General features: G+C 65.6%; 13 protein-coding genes. 7 read left to right on the forward strand and 6 right to left on the reverse strand.

Features of this window, described 5'->3' with window-relative positions; translation table 11 throughout:
• Positions 1-7: 7 nt before the first annotated feature.
• Positions 8-1021, reverse strand: a complete 1014-nt coding sequence (locus ACZ5MJ_RS26030; protein ID WP_464223791.1) for a ParB/RepB/Spo0J family partition protein — start codon at positions 1019-1021, stop codon at positions 8-10.
• 5 nt (positions 1022-1026) lie between these two features.
• Positions 1027-1683, reverse strand: a complete 657-nt coding sequence (locus ACZ5MJ_RS26035) for an AAA family ATPase (RefSeq protein ID WP_464223792.1) — start codon at positions 1681-1683, stop codon at positions 1027-1029.
• 376 nt (positions 1684-2059) lie between these two features.
• On the opposite strand from ACZ5MJ_RS26035, the gene ACZ5MJ_RS26040 reads away from it, so the two are divergent.
• Positions 2060-2263: a cold-shock protein gene (locus ACZ5MJ_RS26040; protein ID WP_006159056.1), complete on the forward strand. Its 204-nt coding sequence runs from the start codon at positions 2060-2062 to the stop codon at positions 2261-2263.
• 130 nt (positions 2264-2393) lie between these two features.
• On the opposite strand, the gene ACZ5MJ_RS26045 is transcribed toward ACZ5MJ_RS26040, so the two are convergent.
• Both ACZ5MJ_RS26045 and ACZ5MJ_RS26050 read right to left on the reverse strand, forming a co-directional pair.
• Positions 2394-3488, reverse strand: coding sequence for a replication protein RepA (locus ACZ5MJ_RS26045; protein ID WP_464223795.1), 1095 nt, complete (start codon positions 3486-3488; stop codon positions 2394-2396).
• A 1672-nt stretch (positions 3489-5160) separates the two neighbouring features.
• A complete protein-coding gene (locus ACZ5MJ_RS26050; RefSeq protein WP_010811149.1) occupies positions 5161-5364 on the reverse strand; it encodes a cold-shock protein in 204 nt (67 codons plus the stop codon).
• A 422-nt stretch (positions 5365-5786) separates the two neighbouring features.
• Here ACZ5MJ_RS26050 and ACZ5MJ_RS26055 point away from each other — a divergent pair, with 422 nt between their 5' ends.
• From ACZ5MJ_RS26055 to ACZ5MJ_RS26065, 3 genes are all read left to right on the forward strand, one after another.
• The gene (locus ACZ5MJ_RS26055) at positions 5787-7163 is read left to right on the forward strand and encodes an NCS2 family permease (protein WP_464223798.1); all 1377 of its coding nucleotides are present in this window, start codon (positions 5787-5789) and stop codon (positions 7161-7163) included.
• Between the two features lie 650 nt (positions 7164-7813).
• Positions 7814-8284 carry a hypothetical protein gene (locus ACZ5MJ_RS26060; RefSeq protein WP_464223799.1) on the forward strand — a complete coding sequence of 157 codons (471 nt, stop codon included), beginning with the start codon at positions 7814-7816 and terminating at the stop codon, positions 8282-8284.
• A 125-nt stretch (positions 8285-8409) separates the two neighbouring features.
• Entirely contained in the window at positions 8410-9777 is a 1368-nt protein-coding gene (locus ACZ5MJ_RS26065) for a sigma-54 dependent transcriptional regulator (RefSeq protein WP_464223800.1), read from the forward strand.
• 333 nt (positions 9778-10110) lie between these two features.
• Here the strand turns inward: ACZ5MJ_RS26065 and ACZ5MJ_RS26070 are convergent, their stop codons facing one another.
• Entirely contained in the window at positions 10111-10338 is a 228-nt protein-coding gene (locus ACZ5MJ_RS26070; protein ID WP_464223801.1) for a hypothetical protein, read from the reverse strand.
• Between the two features lie 437 nt (positions 10339-10775).
• A complete protein-coding gene (locus ACZ5MJ_RS26075; protein ID WP_464223803.1) occupies positions 10776-10979 on the reverse strand; it encodes a hypothetical protein in 204 nt (67 codons plus the stop codon).
• Between the two features lie 141 nt (positions 10980-11120).
• On the opposite strand from ACZ5MJ_RS26075, the gene ACZ5MJ_RS26080 reads away from it, so the two are divergent.
• The 3 genes from ACZ5MJ_RS26080 (at position 11121) to ACZ5MJ_RS26090 (ending at position 15484) form a co-directional block, all read left to right on the forward strand.
• Entirely contained in the window at positions 11121-12191 is a 1071-nt protein-coding gene (locus ACZ5MJ_RS26080; protein WP_464223804.1) for a YihY/virulence factor BrkB family protein, read from the forward strand.
• Positions 12192-12360: 169 nt separating this feature from the next.
• Positions 12361-13962 carry a peptide chain release factor 3 gene (locus tag ACZ5MJ_RS26085; RefSeq protein ID WP_432261499.1) on the forward strand — a complete coding sequence of 534 codons (1602 nt, stop codon included), beginning with the start codon at positions 12361-12363 and terminating at the stop codon, positions 13960-13962.
• A 274-nt stretch (positions 13963-14236) separates the two neighbouring features.
• Positions 14237-15484, forward strand: coding sequence for an MFS transporter (locus tag ACZ5MJ_RS26090; protein ID WP_464223805.1), 1248 nt, complete (start codon positions 14237-14239; stop codon positions 15482-15484).
• Positions 15485-15516: the final 32 nt, after the last annotated feature.

The following is a 15516-nucleotide window of genomic DNA, read 5'->3' on the forward strand; positions in this document are numbered from 1 at the left end:
GCTCAGCTCAGAGCAGCGTCTTGTCCAGCCCAAAGCGGGCCTTGAGCGCTTCGACCAGCGCCTCGCGGGCGCTGCGGTCAGTCAGCTGCACGTCCAGCATCACGCGTCCGGAATCCCATTCCTTGATCGTGCCGAGCAGCTGGCCGCTGTCGGTGCGGATCTTGTACTGGCGGCTGATTTCCTTGACCTTGCGCGACTTGCCCTCCTGCGCGTGCTTGCGGATAGCCTCGACTTCGCGGCTGGACAGCCCGTCGTTGATGATGCGCGCGGCCAGTTCGCGGGTGCGCTCCTCGCCGGCCAGCTTGCAGTACAAGGTCAGTTCGTAGCCCGCGGCAATGCCGATGGCACTCGGGCGCTCGCGCATCACGCCGAGCACGGACTCCGGCAAGCGCAGCAACGCCAGGGTCTTGTTCACGGTGCCCGCCGAGATCCCGGTCAGTTCGCAGATCTCTTCTTCCTTCTGGACCTTGCCCTCGTCCAGCAGCTGGCGCCAGGCGATGGCATTGTCGAGCGCCGACTGATCCGAGCGCTGCTCGTTGAGCATGAACGACAGCCGGTAAAAGTCCAGGTCGCTCAGGTCGTTTTCGACAAAACATTCCATCTCAAGCTTGCCGGCAGATGCCAGGGCTCGCTTGCGGTAATGGCCGTCGATCAGGATGTAGTGACCGGGACGCGCCGGATCCGGCGCCGCCAGGCCGGGCGTCTTCTGGCCATGCGTCGCGATCGACGCCGCCCGCTCCTGCACCACCGCGGGATCGTAGAGTCGCCGTGCGTTCAGGGGATTGTCGTGCAACTGCGCCAGCGGAATCCGGATCAGCTGCCGGCCGGCCGCTGCTTCGCCAAAACTTTCAGCGCTGAAAGCGGGTGCCGCATCGGTCCCCCTGCCCTGCAGCAGACCGTTCGGATGCTGGGAAATGGCCGCCTCTGCGCGGGCAAAGCGGTCCAGGGTTTCGCTGCGGTTCTTTTCGGCCGCCATGCCGGCGAGCATGCCAGCCTTCAGGCTCTTCAGTTTGGTAGCCATGCGTATTACTCAATCAAAGACAACACTTCGTCGACCATCATGTCGACCTCCTGCACCGCTTCGCGCGCGCCCGCGACGCCATGCACGGTACAACCGATCGCCTGGCACTCCCGGAATGCCGAGCGCGACCCGATCATCGAATTCAACAGCGGAACGTCGCCGTCGTCGCCGAGGATTTCAATCGCCTGGCGGGCAATCGAAACCCGCCGCTGGACCATATTGGCCATGACCCGAATCAGCAGCGACTCGTTCTGGACCTGGGCATGCTGTGCCAGCGTCTTGGCCGCCACCGCCGCCCACAGATCCGGGGGCGACGGCACCACCGGGATGATGGCCAGGTCCGAGATCAGCAGCGCGCTCGACGGCGCCGCGGAATGCACCGCCGGCGGGCAGTCCACCACGATGTAGTCATAATCCTGGACAAATTTGCGGACCTCGCGATGCATGGCCCCGCCGGACGGCGCCAGGCCAATCACGGAGGCGGGAAACGGCCTCTCGTCGCTGGCCTGGGCGGCCCAGCGGGTGGCGGTGCCTTGCTCGTCCATGTCGACCAGCATCGATCGCGCGCCGCGCAGGCCGAGTGTGCCGGCAAGGTGCATGCTGACCGTAGTCTTGCCGCAACCGCCTTTCTGGTTAAAGACTGTGATGATTTTGGCTGGCACTGCGACCTCTCTTTCAGCGCTGAAAGCGCGGTTGATTCTTAAGGCGCAACTGTAGCCAAAACGAGGTGACGTATCAACCGTTTTCCAATTTTACAAAGTTTATGTTTCTGCGCTTCAGGGCAGAAGCCGCCCTCCCCGGCACGGAAACAAGCAAGACCGTAAAATTGCTTGAAAAGCAGGCAGGAATGTGCCTAAAGTATCTATAGTGCGCATTACGCCGCACATGACACCGCAATCCAAAGTGGTTATGATGCGCGCTACAGTCGAGTCAAGTCGTGTCACCTCGTCGGCTTCCGTTCGGTATCTACGAGAACTCAACGTGCTTGAACGGTTGTTTGCGTTGTGTACAAGAACTTGCTTCGAAAAGGAAATTCCTATGGCAACCGGTACGGTCAAGTGGTTCAACGAGACCAAGGGCTTTGGCTTTATTACCCCCGACGACGGCGGTGCAGACCTGTTCGCGCACTTCTCCGAAATCCAGGGTTCGGGCTTCAAGACCTTGAAGGATGGGCAGCGCGTGACGTTTGAAGTCAAGCAAGGCCCGAAGGGCCTGCAGGCTTCGGCGATCAAGCCGGCCTGATCCAGCCTCGGCTGATCCCCTCGCCCGCTGCGGATCCGTCCGTCGCGGGCAAACGAAAAAGGCAAGCGTTCAACGCTTGCCTTTTTTGCATTCAGGGCCCCTCGGTACTGACGCTGGCCCCGCGAGGCACTCAGCCGAGCTTGCGCACGCTGGTGCGCGACGGCTGCAGGATCAGCGCCTTGGACGAGTCCGCGTCGACCTTGGCACCGGGGTACACCACCAGCACATCCTTCAGCGCCTTGCGGAACAGCGCGCGGAACTTGCGCTCGCTTTCGGTTTCGGTGCCGAACTGCATCTGCAGCGCTTCCCAGGGGATCTCGGTGCGGCGCTGGATGGTGAAAAAGCGGTAAGTCAGCCACGAATACACGTCGAGCGCGAACGGCGACTGCTTGAGGGCCTTCAGCGCGCGCATGTCGACCGGCACGGGCCGGTTGACCAGTTCGTTGAAGAACGGCTCGGACAGCACCACGAAGCTCTCGAACATCGAACCCTGGCCCGGCTGCATCGGGTCCCACCAGGTCGACAGCTGGTCGGCCAGCAGGTAGCCCACGCGGTCGATCGACAGCGGCTCGTGGTTGGGGTTCTGGTTCTGGCTGGGCGTCGACTTGTTCTGCACGATCGCAATGGTCGCCGAGAACAGCCGGATCATCTGCTGGCGTACCAGCGTCATGGTGCCGCGCTTGCCCCCGGTGGCCATCGGGATGCCCAGGTTGTACATGAACTCGGACAGCGAATTGCCCAGCGAGATACGTCGGTCTTCCACCGTACCGGTGAATTCGCCGCGCTTCTTCTTCGCCATGATCTCCTTGCCGATCCAGGCAAGCATCAGGCGCGGATAGGAGCCGTAGGGGTAGCCCAGCGACACCGTCTCGGACACCAGCTTCTGGCGGCCGTTGGCGGCACGCTCGGAGCGCTGCTGCGTGAAATAGCCCGGCTGGATCATCAGCGAGATATTGCCGCTGGTGCGCGTCCACACCGGCGGCGCGCCCTTGGGCGCGCGGTAGGGCAGGGTGACCTGGACGCTGGCGCGGCTCAGGAAACCTACTTCGCCGCTTTGCCAGGCGTCTTCGCGCTCCATGGCTTGTGCTTCGTCGAACAGACGCTGGAATTTCTCGGACGGAACCAGGTTGTTCTCGTTGCCGGGAACAATGATGCGGGAGGGTTCGGCGTCCAGGTCGAGGACGTTGCGATCCCCCGTGGCGGCCGGGGAGCGTTTGATGGGCATATTGGCGGGCTTCGGATTACCCGCCTTTGTACTCGAAGCGGCAAAGCTTGTCACGCAGAAACAGGTACGCAAGCGATTGCCTTGCTGATCGGGGTTCCTGCAAGCCGGAGGATCTAATGGCCGGTCGCATGGTGGCGGACGGTGGGCAACCCGCCAGGGTTGTCCACGGTTCGCCAGCCATCAGCTACCAGTAAACGATACCGATACGGGTTAACTACTTGTAAACCGTATACGTGCAGTTCAGGCCATTGATTCTTAAGGGGAAAAGACACCCCCGCGAACCCGATTCTGCGGCGTTCCGTACCCGATTCAGCGAAGGGCCGAACCCGTATCTGCGGCTACCCGAACCCGTATCTGCGGCTGGCGCGAACCGGATTCTGCGGGGATAACCGGGGGCGTCCACAGGCTTTTCCACAACCGGCGGGTCGCCAGGCGTACCCGTTTCTGCGCGGCTGCTGGGAGTAAACGGCGTTTACGCCCAGGTTCCTGCCCAAAACCGGTGGATAACCCCGCGGCGAGACGGTTATCCACGCAGAAACTAGTTCGCCGGCAAGCCCCCTCCAGGCATTCCGTCGCGCCTGGGCGTACCCATTTCTGCGCTACACCCCTTCAAAGCGTACCTGTTTCTGCGTTGGGCCTGAATCGGGCCATCCAGGCAGTCCGCCGTACCCGTTTCTGCGGCGTACCCAATTCTGCGAACCCATCCGAGCAGGCAATCCCCGCGCCAAGCGTACCCGTTTCTGCGTACCTGCCCGGAGACCCATGCAGCCAGGCCGTACCCGATTCTGCGCTGCGGCGATGCCCTGGTTAGGCGAGGGAATCACCAAGTTTCCATGATACACCTTAATCGTAGAAAAAGCTAGCGCTTACACTCTACGTATACGTTGGCGTGATTGGATTTTCCCCTACGTACCCGTTTCTGCGTATTCCCTGCCCACGTCCTGGTCGTTTCGGGCCGTGGTCGGAAGAGGGTCGTGCAAGGGCGTACCCGTTTCTGCGAACGAGCATCCAGATGCACCTGAGCCAATGCGTACCCGTTTCTGCGCGCAGGCCGATGGCGTTGGTGGCGGCTGGCGGATTTTGCTCTGCAGCATCGTGCGTACCCATTTCTGCGGCCCCGCTGCCAGCCCGCCTTGTGGATAGGTCGGGTGCGGGGTGCTTGCCGGCAAGGATCCGCCAAGGCATGGACCTGGGCGCCGAATTCGGGGCGTACCCGTTTCTGCGCGTCGGCAGGGCGATTCAGGACCCTCGAACGAAGCCGGCCGTACCCGTTTCTGCGAGACCGGGCCCGCGCCGATCGCCCGGCGGCATGCGCTTGCGTACCCATTTCTGCGAACCGGCGGAAAGGCCGGCTGAGCATGCGGCGCAACAATGCGTACCCGTTTCTGCGTGCTGCCGGAGTGGGAAGGAAAGGTAGATGGGGGGCGCAGCCGAGCGACGCGAATCAGTGCCGGTCGCTACCGCGCGCACCGCGCGCATGGTCGGCCGCTTGCAGGCGGAGCGCCGAGGGAGAGGGAGAGGGAGAGGACGGGGAGGAAGGGGCGGGCGCGGTCGAACCGCTGAAGCGAAGGCGACCCGCAATACGCGAGTTGGCGCCAGAAAACAAAAAACCCCGCCATGGGGCGGGGTTTCACGCTGTTCGGCGCGCGCAAGGCGCGCCGGCGGTCAACGCTTACAGCGGGGTGATGTTCGCGGCCTGCAGGCCCTTCGGGCCGTTCTTGACTTCGAACTGCACGCGCTGGTTTTCCTGCAGCGACTTGAAGCCGTCGGCGCGGATTTCCGAGAAATGGGCGAAGAGGTCGTCACCACCCGCGTCCGGCTTGATGAAGCCGAAGCCCTTGGCGTCGTTGAACCACTTGACGATACCGGTTTGCATGATTTGCTTTCCAGAAAAAGGACATAAAAGATCGCATGACGAAAACGTCATCCGACACGGGGAACTCAAGGAAAGGACACCATGGACAACCGAAGTACCAGACGGTGGCTAACGAATGAACTGTTGCCTCGTCGCTTGAATCTAGGCGGGTTTATACGGGGGATTGCCGCCACCGTCAAGATGGGAGCGCCCCCGATCCGGGGCTGGCATTGCGAGCGCGCACCGTGGGATCATCACGCCTTTTGCATGTCGCTTATTCGTGCACACCGTGGCGAAGCGGGGCCGCCCTGTACCAGAGTACGCTTGCCTGCCGCATCGTGGGGCGCAGGGCGGGACGACCAGCCCGATCCGGGACGCCCGGACAGCCCGTTGCGCCCCGCGCCAGTCGCCGCGGACACGATAACGATATCAGGAGACCAGTCATGTCGATGCCGGAACCCGCTTCCAAGCCGGGCACGTCAACCGCCAATGCGCCGCAGGGCCAGCCCCAGGCCGCGCCTTCGCTGATCGAGCGCGTATTCAGGCTGCGCGAGCACCAGACCGATGTCCGTACCGAGATCCTCGCCGGCATCACCACGTTCCTGACGATGGCGTACATCATCTTCGTCAATCCCTCGATCCTCGGCGATGCGGGCATGCCCAAGGACGCGGTGTTCGTCGCCACCTGCGTGGCCGCGGCGATCGGCACCCTGATCATGGGCTTCTACGCCAATTATCCGATCGCCATGGCGCCGGGCATGGGCCTGAATGCCTATTTCGCCTATACGGTGGTCAAGGGCATGGGCTTCCCGTGGGAGGCAGCGCTCGGCGCGGTCTTTATCTCGGGCTGCCTGTTCCTGCTGGTGACGCTGTTCCGCGTGCGCGAGATGATCGTCAATGGCATTCCGCATTCGATCCGCGTGGCGATCACCGCGGGCATCGGGCTGTTCCTGGCGATCGTTGCGCTGAAGAACGCCGGCATCGTCGCCGCGAGCCCGGCCACGCTGGTGACCATCGGCGACCTGCACCAGCCGTCGGCGGTGCTGGCGATCATCGGCTTCTTCGTGATCGTGGCGCTGGACCACCTGCGCGTGAAGGGCGCGATCCTGATTGGCATCCTGCTCACCACGCTGCTGAGCTTCGCGTTTGCCGGCAACACGTTTCACGGCGTCTTTTCCACACCGCCGTCGCTCAGCCCGACACTGTTCAAGCTCGATATTTCCGCGGCGCTGTCGATCGGCATCATCAATGTGGTGCTGGTGTTCTTCCTGGTGGAGCTGTTCGACGCCACCGGCACGCTGATGGGCGTGGCCAACCGCGCGGGCCTGCTCAAGGCCGGCAAGATGGACCGGCTGAACAAGGCGCTGATGGCCGACAGCACCGCGATCATGGCGGGCTCGTTCCTGGGCACGTCGTCCACGACCGCGTATATCGAAAGTGCGTCCGGCGTGCAGGCAGGCGGGCGCACCGGCCTGACCGCGGTAACGGTGGCCGTGCTGTTTCTTGCGGCGCTGTTCATCGCGCCGCTGGCGGGCACGGTGCCGGCCTATGCCACAGCGCCCGCGCTGCTGTATGTGTCATGCCTGATGTTGCGCGAGCTGCTGGAGATCGACTGGAACGACGTCACCGAGGTCGTGCCCGCGGTGATGACCGCGCTGGGCATGCCGTTCACGTATTCGGTCGCCAACGGTGTCGCGTTCGGCTTTATCAGCTACGCCGGGCTCAAGCTGCTGACCGGGCGCGCGCGCGGCGTGCCGGTGATGGTGTGGATCATCGCCGCGGTGTTCATCTTCAAGTTCTACTATCTGCCGGGGCACTGAGCGCTGGCCGGCGGGCAGTACCGGATGATGCAGAAGGGCGGCGCTGGCTGCCCTTTTTTCATGGCGCAGTGATGACGCCACCGCCGTCCGTACCCGTTTCTGCGTACCGGTGACGGAGGCTACGGATCGCCCGGCGTACCTGTTTCTGCGTGCTGGTACGGATGGCCTGGTTCATGGCACCTGACCCGGACCCGCCACTCGTGGGGTGTCAAAGCGTACCCGTTTCTGCGTAGTATGGTTGGGCCATCGGGGCTTACCGCAAAGCGCGATGGCGTGCCTTTGCCAGCGCATCCGCAAGTGTGCGCGGGGGCTCATACCAAAGGATGAGATTGGCTGTAAGTCACCCACACGGGGCTGGACAAACCGCCGCAAATGCACTGAACTATAGACGTGGCAAAGAGGGGCGCGGCAAGCGCCCCTTCTTGACTCCGGTGCATGCGGCCGGATGCCGGAGCAGACTGAAACGCTCCGGCACCGCCCGTCGGATCCGGGGACCCTTTCGGAATCAGACCGCCAGCAAGGCGGCGTTGGCCACCATCCGGGAGCGTGCGGAAAACACGCGCGCCACGCAGATATGAGAAAAGTCCAAGACTGACAAGTGGTAACCGCAGACGTGTAGTGCCGGGGGATGTTGTTCAACGGGGATAATCATGACCGCAGGAGAAATCCGGCGACCCGCCAACGGGCCTGTCAGGGAGTCCAGTAACCGATCCATCCGATCCATCCATCATGCCTGGGCAGCCGTGGGGGGAGCCGCGGGCGAAGTGCCCGCCAAGCGGGCTGTGCGTGAAGGTGCCACCGCCGATGTGGATGCCCTGCTTGCCGAAAACAGCGAACTGAGCGACAGCGCCCGCGCCGCCGTGGCAAACCTGCTGCGCCGCCATCGCCTGCTCGAGGGAGAACTGGCGCGCCAGCGCTCGCTGCTGCAGGAATGGATCCTGAGCCAGCTGACCTACAAGACGCTCTACTATCAGTATTCCGGCCAGTCGCCGCAGGCACCGCGCGTGGAACTGATGCGCGAGAAGGAGGCGGTGCGACGGCGCATCCGCGAGCAGCTCCAGCCAGGCGCGGACTATCCTGGTGCGCCTGACGAAGCATCCCGCAGTCTGTCCAGCTCGTGACACCGACGTCGACCGCGGGCGCATGCCCGCTGACAGTTCAGCCCCACCGCCTGCCTCGGCCGCGCGCCGCGGCGGCGGCCACGGGTGCCGGAACCAAGAACAAGCCTAACGTCCGGGAGATCGTGATGGACCGACTGTGCAAGGCGTCACGCACTGCACAGATCGTGGTCGTGTCGCGTCATGAAGATTTTGGTTTTGACCCGTCCGGTAGCGGTACCGAATGGGAAATCCGCCGCGTGCAGCAGATTCGCGACGTCGAGCGCGTGGTGCGCGCCTGTCCGCCCACGGCCGGCGTGATCGACCTGCAGTCCGACTACAGCGAGGCCGAGTTCGCGCAGCTTGAACAGGCGCTGCAATACCTGCATATCACGTGGGTCGCCATCACCTCCGATGCCATGCTTGCGCATGAGCGCGTGCGCCGGCTGATCTGCGATTACTGCGTCGACTACGTGCGCATGCCGTTCTCGATGCCGGATCTGCTGTACACGCTGCGGCATGCGCAGGGCATGGCGTCGCTGCACGGCACGCGTCCGCAGGAGAACGCGTCGCGCGGCACCATGATCGGCGAATGCGCCGCGATGCGGGTGATGTTCCGCTCGCTGGCCAAGGTGGCACACAACGAGGCGCCGGTCTTTATCTCCGGTGAGTCCGGCACCGGCAAGGAACTGGCCGCGCAAGCGATCCACGATGCCTCGAGCCGGCGCAAGGGCCCGTTCATCGCCATCAACTGCGGTGCGATTCCCTCGCACCTGGTGCAGTCCGAGCTGTTCGGCTATGAGAAGGGCGCGTTTACCGGCGCGAACCAGCGCAAGATCGGCTGGATCGAGCAGGCGCAGGGCGGCACGCTGTTCCTGGACGAAATCGGCGACCTGCCGCTGGAAAGCCAGGTGGCGCTGCTGCGCTTCCTGCAGCAGGGCATGATCACCCGCCTGGGCGGACACCAGTCGATTCCGCTGAACCTGCGCATCATCTCGGCCACGCACGTGGACCTGGTGGCGGCGCAGACCGACGGGCGCTTCCGTTCCGACCTGTTCCACCGGCTGTGCGTGCTGACGCTGACCATCCCGGCGCTGCGCGAGCGCGGCGAGGACATCCTGCTGCTGGCCAACGCGGTACTGGCCGAGCATGGGCACGAGGCGCACCGGCGCATCCGCGGTTTCTCCGCCTGCGCCACACAGGCAATGATGCAGTACGCCTGGCCGGGCAATGTGCGTGAGCTGATCAACCGCGTGCGCCGTGCCATCGTGATGACCGACAACCGCAAGATCACCGCGGAAGACCTGCAGCTGCATGGCGGGGCGGAACTGCCGCGCAAGACCCTCGACGCGATCCGCGAAGAGGCCGAGCGCGAGGCGATCCGCACCGTGATGGCCAGCCACGGCTTTCACGTGGTGCCGGCCGCGCGCGAACTCAATGTGTCGCGCGTGACCCTGTACCGGCTCATGCACAAGCACAACATTCGTGTGGAAAGCCACGAGGCGGTCGGCGAATAGGTGCAACCGGCGCAGGCCGCCGACAGACGGTCCCGGCCTGCCCCGAGGCGCCTGCGGGAAAGGGGAAGCGCCGACGTCCGCTCGCCGCTTCCGCCTTTCCCCGTGCCGGCCGGCACGTCAGCGCACAACCCCCGGGGGCCGCGCGGCCCCCGTCCCGCCCGCGAACCCGCCAGTGGGCGCTTGCGCGGACTCCAAGGCGAGGTTCATGCTGATATGTCCACGCCTCCCTGTGGAAAAAAAGGTGACCGCCGGGGGACGGAGCACCAAATTCTCGCGGATACGCTGGCCCGCGTGCCCGCTTGTTCTTTGTCGGCGGCACTGCCGTGCCGGCTGCTACGCGCGCCGCTTGCCCTCATGACGGCGAAACGCGGGCCTGGCCTGCGCGGGTCCCCGGGTCGTCGCGCACGGGGCGCCTTGCGCGACACGCGCGACCTGCGGCGTGCGCGCGCGCGGATAGGGCAGCAGCAGCGGCGGCGACAGCAAGTCCACCTCTGACGGCGGCGGACCGGCCAGGCGGTAAGCGCGCCGGCGAGCCGTCATGCGGGAGGGGGGATGACGCATGGCTGGGTTTTCTCCTGCGTGCAAGGTTGCATCTGAACAGGGGCGGGCGCAGGCAGGCCTGCCCTTGCCGGAGGCAGAGCGACAAGTGTGCCAAGGGCCGCAAAGGCTTGTGCCATGCGGCTTTACAGCCCGCACCGCGCAGCCGGGCGCGCCCCGGGGCGCGGTGGCGGCCCAATCGGTTTCGCCGTTGCAACGCGGTTGGCGCGCCTGGCGGCCACGCCGGCACGGCGCCGGGCGCCATTTGCGCGCACTGGGCGGACGATTGCCCCGCCGCATGGCGCCTGTCGCCATGGTCTTGCAACCCGTTGCACGCTTGAAACAGGCGTTACATCAGTCTTGACCCGGGGCTTGGCACGCAAATCGGCACTGAGGCACAGATCACGCTGGCGCCGCCACGCAGAAACGGGTACGCCCTGGGGGCGCCGGCGAGCGCGGTGTCAGCGTGGCTGGCCCGACGCGGGGGCGCGTGGGGCGTCAGGGGCAATGGGCGTGGCGGGTGCGGCCGGCGCACCCGGCAGGGCGCTGGACGCGGTGCCGGAGATGGGCTTGGGGCCCGGCTGGCTTCGTTCGCAGCCGGCGCAGCCCAGCACTGCGACGATCATCAGCACGGCCGCGGGGCGTGTGCGGAGATTGCAGGTCACGGGTACCTCCTTGCGCCGGCGCGCGGGCATGGGATGCGCCGGCAGGTATGCCTGGTCTTACTGTAGCAGGTCGTCTCCGGGGCGCCGCCCGGTGCGTCCATCAGGCCGTCGCCCGGTGCTTCCGATTGGGCAACCCGCGCAATGCGCAGTATGATGAACGCAGAGCCCGCCGCGCACACCGCGCCACGCAGGCAGGTGCCACGCATACGCGCTCCGCATTCCGGATCGCGCCAGCACAAGGCCGTGACCGACAAGACCGAACCCCCGTCCTCTCCTGCCGCCGGCGGCGTGCCGCAGCCGCGCAAGCTTCGCCCGCACTGGCTGCCCGACCGCCACACCGGCGCGCGCACGTTGCGCGTGGTCGGCGGCGCCATCAACGCGTGGTTCGCGCACCGCGCCGCCAGCAAGGGCGCAGCGCTGTCCTTCTACATGCTGTTCTCGCTGGCACCGGTCCTGGTGCTGGTGATCTCGATCGCCGGATTGTTCTTCGGCGCCGAGGCGGCGCGCGGCGAGATCTTCACGCAGCTTAAAGACCTGGTGGGCGACCAGGGCGCCGCGGCCATCCAGGAAATACTCGCCGCCACGCACCGCGCCGGCGGCAGCGGCATGGCGGCACTGATCGCGACGGGCATCCTGTTCCTGGGCGCGACCAGTGCCTTTGCCGAACTCAAGAGCAGCCTGGATGACATCTGGCATGTGCCGGTGCCCGCAACCGCCGGCTGGCGGCAACTGCTGCGCACGCGCCTGCTGTCGTTCAGCCTGGTGCTGGTGCTGGCCTTCATGCTGCTGGTGTCGCTGATCGTCAATGCCGCGCTGGCGGTGATCGAGCGGCTCTGGGGCCAGTTGTGGACGCAGTCGTGGTTTGCGCCGGTGGCCGATGTGATTTCCACCGTGTTTTCCTTTGCCGTGGTGACCGCGCTGTTCGCCGTGATTTTCAAGATGCTGCCCAATGCACGCATCGCCTGGCGCGACGTGACCATGGGTGCGGTCATCACCGCGCTGCTGTTCTCGGTCGGCAAGCGGCTGATCGGCCTGTACCTGGGCAACAGCGCCGTGGCCTCGTCGTACGGCGCCGCGGGCTCGGTGGTGGCACTGATGCTGTGGGTGTATTACTCGGCACAGATTTTCTTTTTCGGCGCCGAACTGACGCGCCAGTACGCGCTGCAGTTCGGCAGCCTGCGCGGCAAGCCGGCGGACAAGCTGGCCGAATAGCGGCCCCGCGACAGCACAAATCCCGTAGCGGCGCCCAAACCGGTAAAATAACGCCCCATTCCCTTCGCGTGCCCGCAGTGCCCGGCCCCGTCGCCGCCTGCGGCGCTGCCGGTCCTGGTCCCGGCCACCCGCCGGGCCATCCAATATTTCCCAGTCAAACTCCGCTGCCGTGAGCTCGCTCGTTTCTGAAATTGCGCGTCGACGCACCTTTGCCATCATCTCCCACCCCGATGCGGGCAAGACCACCCTGACCGAAAAGCTGCTGTGGTTCGGCGGCGCCATCCAGGTCGCGGGCGAAGTGCGCGCGCGCAAGGCCGACCGCCACGCCACCTCGGACTGGATGGAGCTGGAAAAGCAGCGCGGCATCTCGGTGACCTCGTCGGTGATGCAGTTCCCCTACCGCCGTGACACCCGGGATGGCAAGGCGCAGGAGAACATCGTCAACCTGCTCGACACGCCGGGTCACGAGGACTTCTCCGAAGACACCTACCGCACGCTGACCGCGGTGGACTCCGCGGTGATGGTGATCGACTCCGTCAACGGCGTGGAAGCGCAGACCATCAAGCTGCTCAACGTCTGCCGCCTGCGCGACACGCCCATCCTGACCTTCATCAACAAGCTCGACCGCGAGGGCCGCTCGCCGATCGAGCTGCTCGACGAGATCGAGGACGTGCTGCAGATCCAGTGCGCGCCGATGACCTGGCCGATCGGCATGGGCAAGGCTTTCCGCGGCGTCTACCACCTGATCGACGACAAGGTGCAGCTGTTCGACCCGCATGGCGACAAGGGCACGGCCGCGATCCTGGACGGGCTGGACAATCCGGAGCTGGACCGCATCCTGGGCAGCCAGGCCGAAGAGCTGCGCATCGAGATCGAACTGGTGCGCGGTGCCTCGCATACCTTCGACAAGGAAGCTTTCCTCAACGGCAAGCAGACCCCGGTCTACTTTGGCTCGGCCATCAATAACTTCGGCGTGCAGTCGCTGCTGGACGCGCTGTGCGAACTGTCGCCGCCGCCGCTGGCGCGCAATACGGATTCGCGCGTGGTCGAGCCGCAGGAGCCCAGGTTCACCGGCTTCGTCTTCAAGATCCAGGCCAATATGGACCCGCGCCACCGCGACCGCATCGCTTTCGTGCGCGTGTGCTCGGGCCGCTTCGAGCGCGGCATGAAGCTGCTGCACGTGTCGGCGGGCAAGACCGTGGCGATCAACAACGCCATCACCTTCATGGCGCAGGACCGCAACACCACCGAAGAGGCCTATGCCGGCGACATCATCGGCGTGCCCAACCACGGCACCATCCGCCTGGGCGATGTCTTCACCGAGGGCGAGCCGCTCAAGTTCACCGGCATCCCGTCGTTCGCGCCGGAATTCTTCCGCCGCGCGCGCCTGAACAACCCGCTCAAGGTCAAGCAGCTGCAAAAGGGCTTGCAGCAGCTGGCGGAGGAGGGCGCCACGCAGATGTTCCGCCCGCTTGCCTCCAACGACCTGGTGCTGGGTGCCGTGGGCATCCTGCAGTTCGATGTGGTCGCGCACCGCCTCGAGCACGAGTACGGTGTCGACGCCATCTTCGAATCGCATGAATGCGCGACCGCGCGCTGGCTCAAGGGCACCCCCGCGGAGATCGAGAAGCTGATCGCCAAGGCGGGACATAACGTGGCGCTGGATGGGGCCGGCGACCATGTTTACCTGGCGCCGAGCATGGTGAACCTGCGCCTGACGCAGGAGCGGTTCCCGGAGCTGCAATTCCTGGAGACGCGCGAGATCGTTTGATCGCGCTGCGCATGCAAAGCAAAACGGCTCGCCATTGCGAGCCGTTTTGCTTGCCGGGTGCTGGCACCCCGCTACTGGGCGCCCGAATCCGAAAGGGCACGGCGACTCGGATATCTCACCGCTTTTTTGGTGTGCGCTTGTGCCCATCTGTATGCAGGTATTAAGCATGCGCTTTAGAATCTCCCCTTTGTGCACGGCAAACCCTGGTCGCGCGTCCACAGTGGCACCGTGGCCCGGGGCGGTGCGCAACAATCCCCGCCTTGCTCCCGCACCCATGTCTTCTCCTGCCACCGTCCCGGCCGCCGAGCCGGACAGCGTATTCCGCGACGCCGTTTTCCGCCGCTACTGGTTCGCGCGCCTGTGTACCACCATTGGCTACCAGATCTTTACCGTGGCAGTGGGCTGGCAGATGTACGACCTGACGCGCGACCCGCTGATGCTGGGCATGGTCGGGCTGGTGCAGTTCCTGCCGTCGGTGGGGCTGATCCTGATGTCGGGCCATGTGGCCGACCGCTTCGACCGGCGCCGGATCGTGCGCACCTGCCAGTCGATCGAGGCACTGCTGGCCGCGGGGATGGCGGCAGCCAGCCTGAACGGCTGGATCGACAGCCACTTCATCTTTGTTTTCGTCGCGCTGATCGGGGCCACGCGCGCGTTTGAGAATCCCACGCTGCAGGCGCTGCTGCCCAGCGTGGTGACGCCGCGCCTGCTGCCGCGCGCCGTGGCGCTGGCAAGCTCGGCCGGCCAGACCGCCATCATCATCGGCCCGGCCATCGGCGGCTTTGCCTATGTGGCAGGCCCGGGCGTGGTGTACACGCTGAGCGCGACGCTGTTCACCATCGCGGCCGTGCTGGTGAGCGGCATCACGCTGCGCCAGGCCGCGCAGCGGCTGACCGCGCCGGTCAGCGTGCGCACTGTCTTTGCCGGCTTTGCCTATATCCGAGGCCGCCCGGTGTTGCTGGGGGCGATCTCGCTGGACATGGTCGCGGTGCTGCTGGGCGGCGCCGCGGCGCTGTTGCCGATCTACGCGCGCGACATCCTGCATACCGGGCCCTGGGGCCTGGGGCTGCTGCGCTCGTCGCCGGCCATCGGCGCGCTCGCCATGGCGCTGTGGCTGGCGCGCCATCCGCTGAACCGGCGCGCCGGGCGCATCATGTTCGCCGCGGTGGCGGTGTTCGGGGTCGCCACGGTCGTGTTCGGCGTGTCGACCTGGCTGCCGCTGTCGATGGCGGCGCTGGTGGTGCTTGGGGCCTCGGACATGATCAGCGTGGTGGTGCGCTCCACGCTGGTCCAGCTCGATACGCCGGACGACATGCGCGGGCGCGTCGGCGCCGTCAACTCGGTCTTCATCGGCGCGTCCAACCAGCTGGGCGAGTTCGAGTCCGGCGTCACCGCGGCGCTCTTCGGCCCGGTGGGGGCGGTGATCCTGGGCGGCGTCGGCACGCTGCTGGTGGTGGCGGTGTGGATGCGCCTGTTCCCGGCACTGGCGTCGCGCGACAAGCTGCACGACCACTCCGCCTGAGCGGAGCGCAAACGGACCGCGAACATGCAAAG

This window comes from Cupriavidus sp. LA-1 (assembly GCF_055385985.1).

What these genes read in the sequence shown, in the direction of transcription:
- ACZ5MJ_RS26040 (WP_006159056.1), top strand. Translation starts at nt 2,060, where the DNA reads ATGGCAACCGGTACGGTCAAGTGGTTCAACGAGACCAAGGGCTTTGGC.
- ACZ5MJ_RS26070 (WP_464223801.1), bottom strand. Translation starts at nt 10,338, where the DNA reads ATGCGTCATCCCCCCTCCCGCATGACGGCTCGCCGGCGCGCTTACCGC.
- ACZ5MJ_RS26060 (WP_464223799.1), top strand. Translation starts at nt 7,814, where the DNA reads ATGACCGCAGGAGAAATCCGGCGACCCGCCAACGGGCCTGTCAGGGAG.
- ACZ5MJ_RS26065 (WP_464223800.1), top strand. Translation starts at nt 8,410, where the DNA reads ATGGACCGACTGTGCAAGGCGTCACGCACTGCACAGATCGTGGTCGTG.
- ACZ5MJ_RS26050 (WP_010811149.1), bottom strand. Translation starts at nt 5,364, where the DNA reads ATGCAAACCGGTATCGTCAAGTGGTTCAACGACGCCAAGGGCTTCGGC.
- ACZ5MJ_RS26055 (WP_464223798.1), top strand. Translation starts at nt 5,787, where the DNA reads ATGTCGATGCCGGAACCCGCTTCCAAGCCGGGCACGTCAACCGCCAAT.
- ACZ5MJ_RS26045 (WP_464223795.1), bottom strand. Translation starts at nt 3,488, where the DNA reads ATGCCCATCAAACGCTCCCCGGCCGCCACGGGGGATCGCAACGTCCTC.
- ACZ5MJ_RS26030 (WP_464223791.1), bottom strand. Translation starts at nt 1,021, where the DNA reads ATGGCTACCAAACTGAAGAGCCTGAAGGCTGGCATGCTCGCCGGCATG.
- ACZ5MJ_RS26090 (WP_464223805.1), top strand. Translation starts at nt 14,237, where the DNA reads ATGTCTTCTCCTGCCACCGTCCCGGCCGCCGAGCCGGACAGCGTATTC.
- ACZ5MJ_RS26080 (WP_464223804.1), top strand. Translation starts at nt 11,121, where the DNA reads ATGCGCAGTATGATGAACGCAGAGCCCGCCGCGCACACCGCGCCACGC.